Genomic DNA, 17,364 nt, shown 5'->3' with positions numbered 1-17,364 from the left:
AAAGATTTATCTAGGAGGGAAATCACATGCCACGTGTAAAAGGCGGTACAGTTACTCGCAGACGTCGTAAAAAAATTCTAAAATTAGCTAAAGGGTATTACGGTTCTAAACATACATTATATAGAGTTGCTAATCAGCAAGTAATGAAATCTTTAATGTATGCATATCGCGACCGTCGCCAGAAAAAGCGCGACTTCCGCAAACTTTGGATCACTCGTATCAACGCAGCTGCCCGTATGAACGGTCTTTCTTACAGCCGTTTAATGCATGGCTTAAAGCTTGCAGGTATTGAAGTGAACCGCAAAATGCTTGCAGATTTAGCCGTTTCTGACGAAAAAGCGTTTGCTGAATTAGCAAATGTCGCGAAACAGCAATTTAACAAATAATTATTTCGATAGCAGCCATTCTCTATGTGGAGGATGGCTGTTTACATATTTAAGCAAGGAGAGCCGTAGCCATGGAGAAATTCATATTTTGGGCATTTGCTTCTGTGAACATAATCGGACTTTTGCTCATGCGTATCGATAAAATGAGAGCAAAGCATAAACAATATCGTATCAGTGAAAACACATTATGGGCAATCGCTTTCCTTGGGGGAGCAATTGGAATGACAATGGGAATGCGGATTTACAGGCATAAAACAAAACACCTGTCATTTAAACTTGGATTTCCGGTTCTTGCTCTTTTACAAGGAATATTTATTGTTTATTTTTTGGCGCTTTTGTCATAACAGCCCGTACGCTTCTATAAGCTGTAATAACATCATGTGAAACAGCGAAGGTAGGTGGCAGTATGGACGATAAATGCTCCATCCTTTTTATTATGATTGAAGCCGGGGGAGTTTTCGCACCTGTAGCATTTATCCTTTTTCATTTATTAAGGCAGTTTTTATTCATACCGGTAGCTGTTGTTTGTATAGCTGGAGGCGCACTGTTTGGAACGATCTGGGGAACGATTTTCTCGCTTGTCGGATTAATGTTTACAAGTTTATTTTTTTACTTCTTTATTAACAAAATGCCGAAAACCCATCAAAAGCTATCAACTATTAAAAAGCGCTGGTTTGGAGAATATCGCAATCTGACCGTAGGACAAATCGCTGTATTACGGTTGATCCCATTTGTTCATTATCATTTATTAAGCTTTTGTTTGGTTGAAAGATCGAAATCGTTCAAAGAGTATATGAGAAGTTCATGGTTCACAAACTTTCCTCCTGCGTTTTTTTACACAGTATTTGGGGAATTTGTCAGCCGCTTTACCCCTTCGATGATGATTGTGATTCTCTTTGCCCTTTCCGTTCTTGTATATATTTTACGTGAAAGGGTGACGGATATTAAATGGGGGGAATTTTTTAAAGCTACGGCATAAAAGGTAAACAACGTTCGGGTTCATTTCGAACGTTGTTTACCTTTTGTTGTTTATTTAGGATTTTCAGGAAGATGGCTTTTTTCCAAAAGTTCTTTTACAGGACTTTTCCAATCAATTTTTGCACTAGAATAGTGCTCACGTATCTTTTTTTCAATGAAGAGAAAGTCATCTCTAACCAAACCTTTTAGTGCAGCAGTGCTCCGCGGCCATATAAAGATGGACACAACCTCAAAGGCATTTTCTGTTGTTCCCAAGTATTTTTCTCCTTCAAATAATACACCTTTATAGGTAAGCAAAAAATTTTTATGAACATTATTCTGGTCATCAAAAAAATAAAAACGTTTTTGCTCATGGGCAAGTTCCAGCTTTCGCTTCGGGTTTAATAAATATTTAATCATGCTATAAACGGCAAAAATGATAAGTACAAATAATAGGAAGCGCAGCATCCACATCATTACATGCTCCTCCAATGAAATTTTTTTTTATTTACGAATAAACTTTAAAAAAGTTTCATCATTTTTGTAATTTGATATAATTTTCTTATACAAAAATAATCTTGAAAGGGTTTCAAAGGATGGATTTCCATAAACTATTTGAAATGCAAAAAGCTTTAGATCGGCATATTGAAAGTAAGCATCAATTATTGGATGAGAATTTATTTGACCGGAAAGTGCTTGCTCTTCTTGTTGAATTGGGAGAATTGGCAAACGAGACACGCTGTTTTAAGTTTTGGAGTGTAAAACCGTCGTCTCCTCACAAAATCGTTTTAGAAGAGTTTGTAGACGGGATCCATTTTATCCTATCTCTCGGGATCGATTGCGGTTTTGAACAAGAAATTGAATTGCCGCAATCAAAGACAACAACCTCTCTAAATGAACAGTTTTTACGAGTTTATCAATTAATTGTTAATTTTAAACAATTTCGTACCATTCATCATTATCAATTAATGTTTCGAGGTTATTTAGAACTTGCAAATCTTCTTGGTTTTACACCGGCGCAAATTGAACAAGCATATATTGAAAAAAATGAAGTAAATTATGAAAGACAGCGACAAGGATATTAGCAGAATTTTTTGTTGCTTTTCAAAAGCTTCTTGTATAATGATAGGAAAATACATATTAAGGGAGCGAAATTATGGCCAAATTTGATGAAACGTTAACAATGCTGAAAGATTTAACCGATGCGAAAGGCATTCCCGGCAACGAGCGCGAAGTACGCGAAGTTATGAAAAAATACATAGCTCCTTATGCAGATGAAGTAACAACCGATGGGCTGGGAAGTTTAATAGCGAAGAAGGTTGGAAAAGACAGAGGACCTAAAATTATGGTTGCCGGCCATTTAGATGAAGTCGGTTTCATGATCACCCACATTGATGACAAAGGATTTTTGCGCTTTCAAACTGTCGGAGGCTGGTGGTCTCAAGTAATGCTTGCCCAACGGGTGACAATCGTGACCCGTAAAGGAGACATCACCGGTGTAATCGGTTCAAAGCCTCCCCATATTCTTCCTCCGGAAGCGAGAAAAAAACCGGTAGAAATAAAAGACATGTTTATTGATATTGGAGCTTCAAGCCGTGATGAAGCAATGGAATGGGGCGTACGCCCAGGGGACATGGCCGTTCCATATTTTGAGTTCACTGTTATGAATAATGAGAAAATGCTTCTTGCTAAAGCATGGGATAACCGCATCGGCTGTGCGATTGCGATCGATGTGCTGAAACAATTAAAAGACGTGGATCATCCAAACGTCGTTTATGGAGTTGGAACGGTTCAAGAAGAAGTCGGTTTACGCGGCGCCCGCACTTCTGCCCAAAAGATTGAGCCGGACATTGCTTTTGGAGTAGACGTTGGGATTGCCGGAGACACTCCGGGCATTTCTGAAAAAGAATCATTAAGCAAATTGGGGAAAGGCCCGCAGATAATTCTTTATGATGCTAGCATCGTCTCTCATAAAGGTCTTCGCGACTTTGTAACCGATACTGCTGATGAACTCAACATTCCTTATCAATTTGACTCAATGGCCGGCGGTGGTACCGATTCCGGTGCTATTCATCTCACTCATAGAGGTGTGCCGTCATTATCGATTACAATTCCGACCCGTTACATCCATTCACATGCTGCAATCCTTCATCGCGATGATTATGAGAATGCAGTCAAATTGATCGTTGAAGTGATCAAACGTCTTGATAAAGAGACGGTTGAGAAAATTACATTTGAATAAAAAGACAGGACCCCCGGCGAAAGGCCGGGGGTTTCCTATGCGTACAATTAAATAAAGGAGTTTTATTATTTCTTATTTCAAACCGCTTTCCAACGTTTGCAGCATCTCCTGGCGATCTTGTTCAGAGGAATTTTTCCAGATTACTTCAAAAAGTACGCCGAGACCCGGCAGCATTTTTTCTTCTCCGGTGTTGATGGCGTCAACAATCGTTTCTCTTAATTCGTCTTGTGAGTTGCCGGAAACATTTTGGATAATGGCTTTCCGCAAATTTAAATTCATTTTTTCCCGCTCCTTTCAAAATTCCTATCGTTATTATCCTTTCTATTTTTGAATTTAATATGTAAAGCAGTTAAGTTATAATAAGGGAACTGATTTCGAAAAAAGGAGAGACAGTGTTTGAAACACATTCACTCAGTTCAAAATCCGCAAGTGAAGCAATGGAAAAAGCTTTTAACAAAAAAAGAGCGGGACAAGACAGGAACATTTCTTGTCGAAGGCCACCATCTCGTTGAAGAGGCCTTAAAAGCCGGAAGCGTAGTAAATTTAATAATGAACGAAAAGGCGGAATTACTGTCACGCTTGAATTACGGTTCGATTCCAGTCACCATGGTGACAGATGAAATTTTCAACACCTTGACGGAAACAGAAACTCCTCAAGGTGTCTTAGCCGTGTGCCGCCAAGTAAAAATTGATCAAGATCAAGTTAAAGGGAAAAGGTTTCTGCTAATAGATGCTGTCCAGGATCCTGGAAATTTAGGGACAATGATCAGAACAGCGGATGCTGCAGGAGTAGACGCAGTCATTGTCGGTAACGGCAGTGTTGATATTTATAATTCTAAAGTTCTTCGTTCCGCGCAGGGGAGCCATTTTCACCTTCCTGTTGTAAGAGGGGATTTGTTTGAGTGGATAGAAAGGCTTCATCAAGAGAAGATCCCTGTCTATGGAACAGCCCTCGACAATGCTAGAGTCTACACGGAAGTCAAACCGGCAGGATCGTTTGGGTTACTTGTCGGGAACGAAGGAAGCGGTGTAAATAAAGAATTATTAACAAAAACTGACGAAAATCTTTTTATCCCGATCCACGGAAAAAGCGAATCGCTAAACGTTGCTGTTGCAACGGGAATATTGCTGTATTATTTGCGGGGATAAAAGTGGGCACAATATTTTTCAAAACCGTTTGAAACAATGACAAGAATATACTATAATAGACAGCAAAAATGCATACATAAAAACGATGATGGAGAAAAGTAGCTTTTTCTCACCATTCAGGGAGGAAATGCCTAGACTGGAAGCATTTTTATGGGAAGAAAAAGTGAAGTTCACCTCCGGAGTTGGCATCGGGACCATTCCAAAAAGGAATGTAAAGATGCACCGGCATATGCCGTTATCTGAATGAAGCGAACACGCTGTAGCTGTTATTTTGCTAAGCGTGTTAAGAAGGGTGGTACCGCGAATCCTGAACCTCGTCCCTTTATTGGGAGCGAGGTTTTTTATATGGTGGAAAAACGCTAACAGTAAAAAGGAGGAAATTTTGATGCAAGAGCGGTTAAAAGAATTGCAGAAAGAAGCACTGGCGAAAGTCGAGAAAGCTTCTGACCTGAAAGAGTTAAATGAAATTCGTGTATCTTATCTAGGAAAAAAAGGCCCGATCACGGAAGTTCTTAAAGGAATGGGCAAATTATCAGCCGAAGAGCGGCCGGTGATGGGGGCTCTCGCAAATGAGGTGCGTGATTCAATCAGTTCCGCGATTGAGAGCAAACAAAAGTCCCTTGAAGAAGCGGCGATCCAGCAAAAACTTGCTTCAGAATCGATAGATGTAACACTTCCCGGCCGGCCTGTTAAAATCGGCAACCATCATCCGTTAACAAGGATTATTGAAGAGATCGAAGATTTATTTATCGGCATGGGTTATGCCGTTGCAGAAGGTCCTGAAGTGGAAAAAGACTACTATAACTTTGAAGCTTTGAATCTCCCGAAAGGGCATCCTGCTCGTGATATGCAAGATTCTTTCTATATTACCGAAGAAATTTTGCTGCGGACCCACACATCACCTGTTCAGGCCCGGACACTGGAAAAACATCAAGGCAAAGGACCGGTAAAAATTATTTGTCCAGGTAAAGTGTATCGGAGGGATAATGACGATGCTACCCACTCCCACCAATTTATGCAGATCGAAGGGCTTGTTGTTGATGAAAACATCAGAATGAGCGATTTAAAAGGAACGCTTGAAGTATTCGCGAAAAAGATGTTTGGCGAAGACCGCGAAATTCGTTTGCGTCCGAGTTTCTTTCCTTTTACTGAACCTTCTGTAGAAATGGATATCTCTTGTAAAATATGCAGCGGCAAAGGCTGCAGCGTTTGTAAAGGAACAGGCTGGATTGAAATTCTAGGAGCAGGAATGGTTCATCCGAATGTTCTTGAAATGGCTGGGTTTGATTCGAAAAAATATACCGGATTTGCATTTGGAATGGGACCTGAACGAATTGCGATGCTTAAATACGGCATTGATGATATTCGCCATTTTTACACGAATGATATTCGTTTCTTAAAGCAATTTTCAGTTATTGAATAAATTGAAACAGGAGGATTAGACATGTTCGTATCATATAAATGGCTGCAGGAATATGTGGATTTATCAGGAATTACAGCAGAAGAACTGGCTGAGAAAATCACGAAAAGCGGCATTGAAGTTGAAGGTGTTGAAACGCTGAACGAAGGCATAAAAGGTGTAGTTGTCGGCCATGTAATGGAGCGGGAACAGCACCCGAATGCAGATAAATTAAGTAAATGTTTAGTGGATATCGGCGAAGGTGACCCGGTCCAAATTATTTGTGGAGCGCCAAATGTCGCCAAAGGCCAAAAAGTGGCTGTTGCCAAAGTTGGTGCCGTGCTTCCGGGCAATTTTAAAATCAAGCGGGCAAAGCTGCGCGGAGAAGAATCAAATGGCATGATTTGTTCCCTTCAGGAGCTTGGAATCGAAAGCAAACTCGTTGCAAAGGAATATGCTGAAGGAATTTTCGTATTTCCGAACGATGCTCAAGTAGGGGAGGATGCAATAGCTCTTCTTAATCGAGACGACAAAGTGCTTGAGCTCGGTCTGACTCCAAATCGCTCTGACTGTTTAAGCATGCTGGGTGTTGCTTATGAAGTTGCGGCAATTTTAGGAAAAGAGGTAAAACTTCCTGCCATTGAAATTCAACCTTCATCTGAGAAAGCATCCGATTATATAAAAGTAAGTGTGGAGGCTGTCGAAGAAAATCCACTGTATGTAGCAAAAGTGATTAAAAATGTAAAAATCGGCCCGTCACCATTATGGATGCAAGGAAGGTTAATGGCTGCAGGAATCCGCCCTCATAATAATGTAGTCGACATTACGAATTACATTTTGCTTGAGTATGGCCAGCCGCTTCATGCATTCGATTATGACCGCCTCGGTTCGAAAGAAATACTCGTGCGCCGTGCGAAAGACGGGGAAATCATTGAAACACTTGATGGTGTAAAACGGGAATTAACTTCTGATCACCTCGTGATTACAAACGGAACAGTTCCGGTTGCACTTGCGGGAGTTATGGGCGGCGCAAATTCGGAAGTGCAGGCTGATACAACAACAGTTCTCTTAGAGTCCGCCTATTTCAATGGAGCAACCGTTAGAAAAGCTTCTAAGGATCACGGATTGCGAAGCGAAGCAAGCGCTCGGTTTGAAAAAGGGGTCGATCCAAACAGAGTAAGGGAGGCAGCAGAGAGAGCGGCTGATTTAATGGTAAAATACGCCGGCGGCGAAGTGCTGGAAGGAGCAGTTGAAGCAGACAATCTGCATATAAAACCGGCTGTCGTCTCGGTTACGATGGAGAAAATCAACAGAGTGCTTGGCACCGATTTAACGATGGAACAGGTTGAGGAAATTTTTGCACGCCTTCAATTTGAAACGACTAGAGATAATGAGCAGATTACAGTTACCGTACCGACCCGCCGCGGAGATATTACGATTGAGGAAGACTTGATCGAAGAAGTTGCAAGATTATACGGGTACGATAACTTGCCAAAAACTTTGCCTATTAGTGCTTCCACTCCTGGTAAACTTACTGATTATCAAAAGAAACGACGGATTGTCCGCCGTTTCTTGGAAGGTGCCGGTCTTTACCAGGCTGTGACTTATTCGTTAACGAGCGAAGAAAAAGCGGGTCAATACGCGTTGGAAAAACGTGAGCCAATTAAGCTTGCAATGCCGATGAGTGAAGACAGAAGCAGGCTTCGGTTAAGCATCGTGCCGCAGCTTCTTGAAGTTTTAAAATATAATCTCGCCCGTCAGATTGACAGTGTTGCTCTATATGAAATCGGCTCTGTATTTTTAGCGAGCGGTTCAGACGAATTACCGGAAGAAAGGGAGCATGCAGCAGCTGCTGTAACTGGATTGTGGCATGTTCATCCTTGGCAAGGGGAAAAGAAACCGGTTGACTTCTTTGTTATGAAAGGAATTCTTGAAGGATTATTCGCTTGTCTTGGCCTTGAAAACGACATTGAGTTCCGCCAAGCGAACGTAGAAGGCATGCATCCGGGAAGAACGGCAGAAGTATATCTAAAAGGCAATAGAGCAGGATTTATTGGACAAATTCATCCAAACATTCAAAAAGAAATGGATTTAAAAGAAACGTATGTATTTGAGTTGTCGTTAAAAATGATTTTAGAAGCTGAAACTGCTCCGCTGCATTATGAACCGATCCCACGCTTCCCGTCGATTACAAGGGATATCGCGCTCGTGGTTGATAAAGAGAAAACAGCAGGAGAGCTTAAAAACATTATTAAAGAAGCAGGCGGAAGTTTGCTGAAAGAAGTTCAAGTGTTTGACCTTTATGAAGGCGAGCATATGGAGTCCGGAAAGAAATCGATTGCGTTCTCTCTAAAATATTATGATCCGGAACGTACGTTGACAGATGAGGACGTCAGCAAGGCACATGAAAAAGTATTACAAGCAGTGAAAGAACAGGCAGGAGCCGTTTTGCGCGGATAATAACACGAGGCAGCCAATTGTGGCTGCCTCTATTCGTGCTTTATATGAGAGCCGGACTTCAATGTGTTAATGCGTTAATGTATTGAGGGCCAGGCCCGCACTACGTTAACGCGTTAACGCACTGAGGGTCTGGCCCGCGCTGCTTTAAAGTGCTAAAGTTACATTTTTTTCGACAATTGGATTGCCTTTTCCGTATTTGCAAAATGGAGTTTCACAAATTTTGAAAGTGACTCCCGGCCTTTTCCTTTGATTAACTTTGCTGCTGCCTCGTCAACCCGTTGGCCTGCCCCTTTTGGGAGCGTAAACCCTGCAGCTTCGCTTAATTTTTCAAAGTGTCGGATAAAGGCATAGCGTGCGATGATGGAAGCAGCTGCGACAGAGACGTGAATTCCCTCTGCCTTCGTGCTGAAATAAACCAGGTCTCTCTGTATGGCCGGCTGGTTCTTAATATGCTGAAAATAGATGTCTTCTTTGACAAACTGGTCGATGAGAATGGCTTCCGGCTTTTCAGGGGCAATTTTATTTAAAACATGGCCGATCGCCTGATTATGCAGCAATGCTTTCATTTTCCCCTGTGACATCCCTGATTGCTGCAATTGATTATATTTTTCATTGTGCAAAGTCAACAGGCTGTGAGGGACAATATTGATTAACTGTTTAGCAATATTAATGATCTTCTCATCTGATAAATGTTTTGAATCCTTTACACCCAAGTCTTTCAGAAGCGGAATATCTTCTTTTTTTACATAAGCTGCAACCACTGTAATCGGGCCAAAATAATCCCCGGTGCCTACCTCATCGGAGCCTATAACAGACATGGAGCTTATTTCAGAAGGTAGGTTTCCAGAAACGACGGCAGGATTTGAAGAAACGGGCTGTTCCACTTCACCCCATCTTTTCGCTTCCGCTTCCGCACCATTTCCTTGAAACATAATTTTTCCGGATTTATAGGCTGTAATGGTACAGTTTGCGGTTTTTGCAGAAAATAGCCCTCCCTGGGGTACTTTTTCTATTAAATAATTTTCATAGTATTTTCTTATTTGCTCAAGTTCTAATCTGTCTTTTTTCAACACAACATTACTCAAAATTAACACTCCTTCAAATAAAACATGTAAATTTACAAAATTATTCCTTTTCACTTGTGCACGACAGAAAAATCTTCCTTTTCCGATTATGAAGGCAAAACACATTTTAAAAGTCCGCCCTGAAAAATCCGGGAACTTCCTTCAAATGCTTTAGCTTTCCACGATTTTCGGTTCATGTTATAGTATAGATTAGGATTCTTACGAAGGGGGCATTCGTGTTGTCAGATGCACAAAAAAATCGTATTACAGTTGAAATATACGGGCAACAATATGTCATTGTAGGCTATGAAAGCACAAGTCATATTCGCCTGGTTGCCTCTATTGTTGACGATAAAATGCGTGAAATCAGCTCCAAGAATCCTTCACTCGATACTAGCAAATTAGCCGTATTAACTGCAGTTAATGCTGTAAATGATTATTTAAAAATAAAGGATCGGCTAGAAAGGCTGGAAAACGAATTAAAAAGAGTAAAGGACTGAAAAGTCATGCTGGATCTCGCTATATTTATTATCTTAGTCTTCGGATTTTTAATAGGGTTAAAGAGAGGCTTTATCCTTCAATTAATTCACCTTACCGGCTTCATTATAGCCTTTATTATCGCAAGGATGTATTACGAAGAGCTTGCTCCTAAGCTGACCTTGTGGATTCCATATCCTGCTCTAAGCAGCGATTCTCCTTTAAAGATGCTGCTAGAAAATGAGAATTTAGAAAATGCATTTTATCGGGCGATTGCATTTGCCGCGATCTTTTTTGCTGTAAAAATTTTGCTGCAAATCATCGGTTCCATGCTCGATTTTGTTGCTCATTTGCCGGTTTTAAGACAGTTGAACATTTTTGCAGGGGGATTTCTTGGTTTTGCGGAAGTCTATCTTATTATGTTCATTTTATTATATATAGCTGCCCTGTTGCCAATCGAAGCAATCCAGGAGACGCTCGCCAATTCTTTTTTTGCGAAAAATATAGTTGAAAATACTCCCATTCTCTCGCAGCAAATAAAAGAACTCTGGATTGAATATGTTTCGGCATAACTTCTCTTTTGCAGAGAAGTTTTTCTTTTCATGGTAAAAATAGAGGATAGAGGACAAAAGGCGGTGTTCACGAATGGGTGTAAATAAAAAGGATGTCATTCGTTTATTGGAATCAATTGCTATTTATATGGAATTAAAAGGAGAAAATCCATTTAAAGTTTCGGCGTTCAGAAAGGCAGCTGCTGCATTGGAAGCTGATGACAGGAGTTTAACAGAGATTAAAGATTTTACATCACTTTCAGGGATTGGAAAAGGTACGGCAGCAGTTATTGAAGAGTATGTACAAGAAGGAAAATCCTCTGTCCTTATGGAACTTCAGGAAGAAGTTCCGAAAGGATTAATTCCGCTTTTGCAAATTCAGGGTCTTGGCGGCAAAAAAATTGCCAAACTTTATAAAGAACTAGGAATTGAAAGCGCCGGAGATTTGGAAACAGCATGCCGCGAAGGAAAAGTAAGAGAATTGGCCGGCTTTGGCAAAAAAACAGAAGAAAAAATCCTTGCGGAATTAGAAAAATCAGGGTCAAAACCTGAACGCCTGCCGGTTGCTTTTATGATTCCGATCGCTGAATCGATTGAAGAAAAGCTCGCGAACTTCCCGGAAATTGAAAAATTCTCAAGGGCCGGAAGCTTGCGAAGAATGAGAGAAACTGTGAAAGATCTTGATTTTATTATCGCAACAAATGAACCCATCTCTGTTAAGGAAAAATTACTGACGCTTCCGAACATAAAAGAAACAATAGCGACAGGAGACACAAAGGTTTCACTTATTTTTGATTACGATTACGATGTTTCTGTTGATTTCCGGCTTGTGAAACCTGCACAATTTGCGACTGCCCTCCATCATTTTACAGGCTCGAAAGAACATAATGTGCGAATGAGGCAGCTGGCTAAAGAACGGGGCGAAAAAATAAGCGAATATGGTGTCGAAAATACGAAAACTGGGAAAATACTTACCTTTTCTACTGAAGAAGAATTTTATCATCATTTCGGTCTGCCTTTTATTCCGCCGGAAATTAGGGAAGATGGCCGGGAAGTTGATGAATTTACAACAGATATGCAATTCATTTCCCTTGAAGATATGAAAGGTGACCTCCATTTGCACACGACATGGAGCGATGGGGCCCACTCGATAGAGGAAATGGTGGAAGCATGCCGAAAAAGAGGCTATCAATATTTAGCTATAACAGATCATTCCCGGTATTTAAAAGTAGCCAATGGGTTAACACCTGAAAGACTGAGGAAACAAAAAGAGGAAATAAAAAAACTGAACGAAAAGTATGATGATATCAAGATTCTTTCCGGTGTGGAAATGGATATATTGCCTGACGGTACACTAGATTATGACGATGAATTGCTTGCAGAAATGGATCTTGTCATCGCTTCGATTCATTCGTCTTTTTCTCAGCCGAAAGAAAAAATCATGTCGCGACTCAAAACAGCTCTTTTAAATGCTCACGTCGATATTATCACCCATCCAACGGGAAGGTTGATCGGACGGCGTGAAGGCTATCAAGTCGATATCGATATGCTGATTGAACTGGCGAAGGAAACAAATACGGCGCTCGAGCTTAATGCAAACCCGAATCGTCTCGACCTGGCTGCAGAGCATTTGAAAAAAGCTCAAGAAAAAGGAGTCATGATCGCTATCAATACGGATGCGCATAATATGGACACTCTTTCCCATATGGAAATCGGAGTATCAGCTGCAAGAAAAGGATGGATTCAAAAAAGCTCTGTGCTGAATGCTTTAGACATAAATAAATTGCTTGATTTTCTGTACCGCCGGAATGAAAAGCAACAATGAGATAAAAGGAGGAACAATCTCCATGCATCAACGGGTATTAAAGGTTTTGGAATTTGATAAAGTAAAAGAACAGCTTATTGAACATGCTTCATCCTCATTAGGAAGAGAAAAAGTGAAACAGCTGCTGCCGTCTTCTGATTTTCACGAAGTCGTAAAACTTCAAGAAGAGACAGATGAGGCAGTTAAAGTGCTCCGGTTAAAGAGCAATGTACCGCTCGGGGGAATCTTCGATATACGCCCCCATACGAAAAGAGCGGCAATTGGCGGGTCTTTGAGCCCTCAAGAATTAATTCAAGTAGCGAGTACCGTTCATGCGAGCCGCCAATTAAAAAGATTCATTGAAGAATTGAATGAAGAAACAAATGATCTTCCGATTTTAGCAAAATACGCTGAACGGATCATCGTGCTGGCAGAACTGGAAGAGGCAATCAAACATGCAATCGATGAAAGCGGTGAAGTCCTTGATGGTGCCAGTGAAACATTAAGGTCTTTAAGACAGCAGCTGCGAACAAAGGAAGCCCGTGTCCGTGAACGGCTGGAGAGCATGATCCGTTCTTCAAATGCACAGAAAATGCTTTCTGATGCCATTGTAACGATTCGAAATGACCGCTTTGTTATCCCTGTTAAACAGGAGTACCGCACGTATTACGGCGGGATCATTCATGACCAGAGCTCATCTGGACAAACATTGTTTATTGAGCCGCAGGCAATTGTACAATTAAATAATGACCTTCAAGCTACCCGTGTGAAAGAACAACAGGAAATCGAACGCATTTTGCATGAACTTTCCCAAAAAGTCGGCGAATATAGCGGTGAGCTGGAAACCATTGTTCTTGTTTTGGCAGAACTGGACTTTATGTTTGCAAAAGCGCGATACAGCGGAAAAATTAAAGCGTCAAAGCCTCTCATGAATAATGAAGGAAGGATTTCTTTAATTAAAGCGCGCCATCCTTTAATCCCAATTGATGAAGTGGTACCGAATGATATTTCATTAGGAAAAGATTTTTCTACAATCGTTATTACCGGACCAAATACAGGTGGAAAAACGGTCACATTAAAAACTGTCGGCCTTTGCACGCTTATGGCTCAGTCGGGTTTGCAAATTCCGGCCTTAGACGGTTCGGAAATGGCTGTTTTTGGATCCGTATATGCGGATATCGGTGATGAGCAGTCAATCGAACAAAGTTTAAGTACTTTTTCTTCCCATATGGTAAATATTGTTGACATTTTAAATAAGGTCGATTTTAACAGCCTTGTTCTTTTCGATGAGCTTGGAGCAGGAACCGATCCGCAGGAAGGTGCCGCGCTGGCAATATCTATATTGGACGAAGTTTATAAACGCGGTGCAAAAGTAATTGCAACAACCCACTATCCTGAATTAAAGGCATATGGCTACAATCGGGAAGGAGTCGTAAACGCAAGCGTCGAATTTGATATTGAAACATTAAGTCCGACTTATAAGCTTTTGATTGGAGTGCCGGGGCGAAGCAATGCGTTTGAAATATCAAAGCGGCTCGGTCTTGATGAGAAAGTGATCAACAATGCCCGCTCTTATGTAGGAACTGACAGCAGCCAAGTTGAAAACATGATCGCTTCGCTTGAATCAAGCAGACGCCAGGCGGAAGCAGAGCTTGAAGAAGCAAGTGAATTGTTAAAGCAAGCGGAAAAGCTCCATAAAGATCTACAAAAGCAAATGATCGCTTTTTATGAATATAAGGACTCTTTATATGAAAAAGCGGAACAAGAAGCCCGGGTCATTGTGGAAAAAGCAAAGCAGGAAGCGGAAGAGATCATCAGGGAATTAAGGAAAATGCGCATTGAAAAACATGCCGAAGTGAAAGAACATGAGTTGATCGAAGCAAAGAGAAGACTTAATGAAGCTGCGCCTGAAAAAAGAGAAAGCAGCAGAGGGAATAAGCTCAAGGATAAAAAACACGTCTTCAAGCCTGGGGATGAGGTTAAGGTTTTAAGTTTCAACCAAAAAGGTCATCTTGTTGAGAAAATTTCTGACTCGGAGTGGCAGGTGCAAATTGGAATTTTAAAGATGAAAGTAGAGGAATCGGACATGGAATTGATCAACAGTCCGAAACCGGCAGAAACAAAACCAATTGCAACTGTAAAAGGGAGGGACTTCCATGTCAGCCTTGAACTTGATTTGCGGGGCGAACGATATGAAGATGCATTGTTAAAAGTTGAAAAATACATCGATGATGCGCTATTGGCAGGATATCCTCGGGTATCCATCATTCACGGCAAAGGAACCGGTGCACTAAGGCAAGGAGTTCAGGAATATTTAAAAAATCACCGTGCCGTAAAAAAAATCCGCTTCGGTGAGGCGGGAGAAGGCGGAACAGGAGTTACAGTTGTTGAATTTAAATAATGGCGGTGAGTAACCAATATGAACGGATTTTGGGAGAATGAATATGTACAAATAGCTGCATATTACAGCGTTGTTATTTTATGTTCGATTGTATTTTTAACTGTTTTTGAGCTTGTCACAAATTACAAAAACTGGGAGGAAATCAAAAAGGGAAACTTGTCTGTTGCAATGGCAACAGGCGGCAAAATATTTGGGATAGCAAATATATTCCGCCATTCTATTATTCAGCATGACAGTCTTTTTTCGATGATCGGCTGGGGAGTGTTCGGGTTTGCTCTATTGCTGGCAGGGTACTTTATCTATGAGTTTTTAACTCCTAAATTTAGAATAGATGAGGAAATTCAAAATGATAACCGGGCAGTCGGCTTTATTTCAATGGTTATATCAATAGGGCTGTCTTACGTTATCGGTGCGGGAATATAAGAAGGGAGTTTGCGAGTTGGAGACGTTAGCAAAAGTGCTGCTCGTTCTTTGTGTTGCATTTGCAGCAATCGGGGTCATTTATTTAATGTTTTTTGCATAAAATCCCTATTCTAATTACTTTTTCAAAAGTCGTTCTCTATAAGAGCGGCTTTTTCTATTCTCAAAAAAGTAGCGGAACCACAGTGATATTGGAAATTGGTATTGGTTATTCTAATTGTAATGGAATGACCGTTGTATTATAATTAAATGGAAAGAGTTAGAATGTTCAAAAAATTAGTGAAAAAGGAGGGGACAGTATGTCAGAGAATAGGCCCTGGCTAAAAAGTTATCCGGAAGAAATCCCTTCATCATTAACCTACGACAGTGAACCATTGCAACAATATTTAATAAATGCTGCTCAAGATTTTCCCGAAAAATGCGCGATCCATTTTATGGGGAAAGAAATCACATATAAAGAACTTTTAGAATCTGCAGTTAAACTTGCCGGATATTTACAGGAACTCGGCATAAAAAAAGGTGACAGGGTTGCGATTATGCTTCCAAATACAGTTCAATCTGTTATCGCTTATTATGGAATCTTAATGGCCGGTGGCATCGTAGTCCAAACAAACCCATTGTACATGGAACGGGAACTTCAATATCAAATGAAAGATTCCGGCTCTAAAGCCATCATCACCCTTGATATTTTATTTCCAAAGGTATCTAAAGTAATGCCTCATACGGATTTAGAGCATATAATTGTAACCGCTATCAAAGACTTTTTGCCTTTTCCGAAAAACCTTATTTATCCATTTATTCAAAAAAAGCATTATGGAATTGTTGTTGATGTCAAACATGAAGGCAATCATCATTTATTAACGGAAATTTTAAAACAGCCGTCAAGACGGGTAAAAGAGTATGAATTGAATTTCGAAGAAGACCTTGCACTCCTCCAATATACGGGCGGAACGACAGGTTTTCCGAAAGGTGTTATGCTTACACATAAAAATCTCGTAGCTAACGCTGTAATGTGCCAGGCATGGCTTTATAAATGCAAGCGCGGGGAAGAAGTCGTCCTTGGAATCCTTCCATTTTTTCATGTGTATGGAATGACAACGGTTCTAATTCTCTCTGTCATGCAGGCATATAAAATGGTTCTTTTACCGAAATTTGATGCTGAAACAACATTAAAGACGATTCAAAAACAGCGGCCCACGTTATTTCCGGGAGCTCCGACAATTTATATCGGATTGTTAAACCATCCTGAGCTTAAAAAATATGATCTTTCATCGATCGATTCCTGCCTTAGCGGGTCGGCTCCGTTGCCGCTGGAAGTACAGCAAAAATTTGAGGAAGTGACAGGAGGAAAGCTTGTTGAAGGCTATGGATTGACTGAGTCATCCCCTGTAACACATTCAAATTTTCTTTGGGACCGTCCAAGAGTAAAAGGCAGTATCGGTGTTCCGTGGCCGGATACAGATGGATGCATTTTTTCGATTGAAACAGGTGAAAAGCTGCCTCCGGGGGAAATTGGAGAAATCGCAGTCAGAGGGCCGCAGATTATGAAAGGCTATTGGAACAAGCCGGAGGAAACAGCCCAAGTGCTGCGTGACGGATGGCTGTTAACCGGAGACCTCGGATATATGGATGAGCATGGATACTTTTACGTTGTTGACCGGAAAAAGGATATGATTATTGCCGGAGGATTTAACATCTATCCGCGCGAGGTTGAGGAAGTCCTTTATGAACATCCGGATGTTCAGGAGGTTGTGGTGGCTGGAATTCCTGACCCTTACAGAGGAGAAACTGTTAAGGCGTACATCGTGTTACGGGAAGGAGCTTCAATTACAATTGAAGAAATGGATAAATTTGCGCGAAAACACCTCGCAGCTTATAAAGTTCCGAGAGCGTATGAATTCAGAAATGAACTTCCAAAAACAGCTGTCGGTAAGATTTTGCGAAGAGCTTTAGTAGATGAAGAGAAAAAGAAGATGGAAGAAGATCAAAAGAAACAGGCTTAAACTTTTGAAGCCGTTTATCGGCAATTTCTTTTTTGATAATTAGTGCTTGTC

General features: G+C 40.8%; 17 protein-coding genes and 1 other annotated feature. Of the genes, 14 read left to right on the top strand and 3 right to left on the bottom strand.

What is annotated here, in order from left to right; all coding sequences use genetic code 11:
* Positions 1 to 26: 26 nt before the first annotated feature.
* The 3 genes from rplT to C0966_RS10905 all read left to right on the top strand — a co-directional run bounded on the left by rplT (position 27) and on the right by C0966_RS10905 (position 1,365).
* The gene (gene rplT / locus C0966_RS10915; protein WP_274855476.1) at positions 27 to 386 is read left to right on the top strand and encodes a 50S ribosomal protein L20; all 360 of its coding nucleotides are present in this window, start codon (positions 27 to 29) and stop codon (positions 384 to 386) included.
* A 71-nt stretch (positions 387 to 457) separates the two neighbouring features.
* Complete coding sequence (locus C0966_RS10910; RefSeq protein ID WP_274855475.1) at positions 458 to 730, top strand: DUF1294 domain-containing protein; 273 nt, start codon at positions 458 to 460, stop codon at positions 728 to 730.
* 62 nt (positions 731 to 792) lie between these two features.
* On the top strand, positions 793 to 1,365 hold the full coding sequence (locus C0966_RS10905) for a TVP38/TMEM64 family protein (RefSeq protein ID WP_274855474.1): 573 nt from the start codon (positions 793 to 795) through the stop codon (positions 1,363 to 1,365).
* A 50-nt stretch (positions 1,366 to 1,415) separates the two neighbouring features.
* Here C0966_RS10905 and C0966_RS10900 read toward each other — a convergent pair whose 3' ends face one another.
* Entirely contained in the window at positions 1,416 to 1,820 is a 405-nt protein-coding gene (locus tag C0966_RS10900; protein WP_274855473.1) for a sigma-w pathway protein ysdB, read from the bottom strand.
* 119 nt (positions 1,821 to 1,939) lie between these two features.
* On the opposite strand from C0966_RS10900, the gene C0966_RS10895 reads away from it, so the two are divergent.
* The gene (locus C0966_RS10895; protein ID WP_274855472.1) at positions 1,940 to 2,428 is read left to right on the top strand and encodes a dUTP diphosphatase; all 489 of its coding nucleotides are present in this window, start codon (positions 1,940 to 1,942) and stop codon (positions 2,426 to 2,428) included.
* 71 nt (positions 2,429 to 2,499) lie between these two features.
* The gene (locus tag C0966_RS10890; RefSeq protein ID WP_274855471.1) at positions 2,500 to 3,585 is read left to right on the top strand and encodes a M42 family metallopeptidase; all 1,086 of its coding nucleotides are present in this window, start codon (positions 2,500 to 2,502) and stop codon (positions 3,583 to 3,585) included.
* Positions 3,586 to 3,657: 72 nt separating this feature from the next.
* On the opposite strand, the gene sspI is transcribed toward C0966_RS10890, so the two are convergent.
* Positions 3,658 to 3,864: a small acid-soluble spore protein SspI gene (gene sspI, locus C0966_RS10885; RefSeq protein WP_004438763.1), complete on the bottom strand. Its 207-nt coding sequence runs from the start codon at positions 3,862 to 3,864 to the stop codon at positions 3,658 to 3,660.
* Between the two features lie 117 nt (positions 3,865 to 3,981).
* Here sspI and C0966_RS10880 point away from each other — a divergent pair, with 117 nt between their 5' ends.
* The 3 genes from C0966_RS10880 (at position 3,982) to pheT (ending at position 8,593) form a co-directional block, all read left to right on the top strand.
* Positions 3,982 to 4,734: a TrmH family RNA methyltransferase gene (locus C0966_RS10880; RefSeq protein WP_274855470.1), complete on the top strand. Its 753-nt coding sequence runs from the start codon at positions 3,982 to 3,984 to the stop codon at positions 4,732 to 4,734.
* Positions 4,735 to 4,810: 76 nt separating this feature from the next.
* Positions 4,811 to 5,059, top strand: a binding site (T-box leader).
* Positions 5,060 to 5,119: 60 nt separating this feature from the next.
* Positions 5,120 to 6,157 (top strand): phenylalanine--tRNA ligase subunit alpha, encoded by a 1,038-nt coding sequence (pheS, locus tag C0966_RS10875; RefSeq protein WP_274855469.1) that lies wholly within the window; start codon positions 5,120 to 5,122, stop codon positions 6,155 to 6,157.
* Positions 6,158 to 6,178: 21 nt separating this feature from the next.
* Entirely contained in the window at positions 6,179 to 8,593 is a 2,415-nt protein-coding gene (gene pheT / locus C0966_RS10870; protein ID WP_274855468.1) for a phenylalanine--tRNA ligase subunit beta, read from the top strand.
* 158 nt (positions 8,594 to 8,751) lie between these two features.
* Here the strand turns inward: pheT and rnhC are convergent, their stop codons facing one another.
* Positions 8,752 to 9,678 carry a ribonuclease HIII gene (gene rnhC / locus C0966_RS10865; protein ID WP_274855467.1) on the bottom strand — a complete coding sequence of 309 codons (927 nt, stop codon included), beginning with the start codon at positions 9,676 to 9,678 and terminating at the stop codon, positions 8,752 to 8,754.
* A gap of 218 nt (positions 9,679 to 9,896) precedes the next feature.
* Here rnhC and zapA point away from each other — a divergent pair, with 218 nt between their 5' ends.
* From zapA to C0966_RS10835, 6 genes are all read left to right on the top strand, one after another.
* Positions 9,897 to 10,157: a cell division protein ZapA gene (gene zapA / locus C0966_RS10860; RefSeq protein WP_004438750.1), complete on the top strand. Its 261-nt coding sequence runs from the start codon at positions 9,897 to 9,899 to the stop codon at positions 10,155 to 10,157.
* A 6-nt stretch (positions 10,158 to 10,163) separates the two neighbouring features.
* Positions 10,164 to 10,706 carry a CvpA family protein gene (locus tag C0966_RS10855; RefSeq protein WP_274855466.1) on the top strand — a complete coding sequence of 181 codons (543 nt, stop codon included), beginning with the start codon at positions 10,164 to 10,166 and terminating at the stop codon, positions 10,704 to 10,706.
* 73 nt (positions 10,707 to 10,779) lie between these two features.
* Positions 10,780 to 12,510, top strand: coding sequence for a DNA polymerase/3'-5' exonuclease PolX (gene polX / locus C0966_RS10850; protein WP_274855465.1), 1,731 nt, complete (start codon positions 10,780 to 10,782; stop codon positions 12,508 to 12,510).
* Between the two features lie 22 nt (positions 12,511 to 12,532).
* Positions 12,533 to 14,890 (top strand): endonuclease MutS2, encoded by a 2,358-nt coding sequence (locus C0966_RS10845; protein ID WP_274855464.1) that lies wholly within the window; start codon positions 12,533 to 12,535, stop codon positions 14,888 to 14,890.
* Positions 14,891 to 14,908: 18 nt separating this feature from the next.
* Positions 14,909 to 15,313 carry a DUF350 domain-containing protein gene (locus C0966_RS10840; RefSeq protein WP_274855463.1) on the top strand — a complete coding sequence of 135 codons (405 nt, stop codon included), beginning with the start codon at positions 14,909 to 14,911 and terminating at the stop codon, positions 15,311 to 15,313.
* Positions 15,314 to 15,609: 296 nt separating this feature from the next.
* The gene (locus tag C0966_RS10835; protein WP_274855462.1) at positions 15,610 to 17,313 is read left to right on the top strand and encodes an AMP-binding protein; all 1,704 of its coding nucleotides are present in this window, start codon (positions 15,610 to 15,612) and stop codon (positions 17,311 to 17,313) included.
* The last annotated feature ends 51 nt before the right edge of the window (positions 17,314 to 17,364 follow it).

Source organism: Bacillus methanolicus (assembly GCF_028888695.1).
In the GTDB taxonomy this organism is placed as follows: Bacteria; Bacillota; Bacilli; order Bacillales; family Cytobacillaceae; genus Bacillus_Z; species Bacillus_Z methanolicus_B.
Note: the sequence above shows the minus strand (reverse complement) of the source record. Positions and strands in the feature narration are given on the sequence as shown.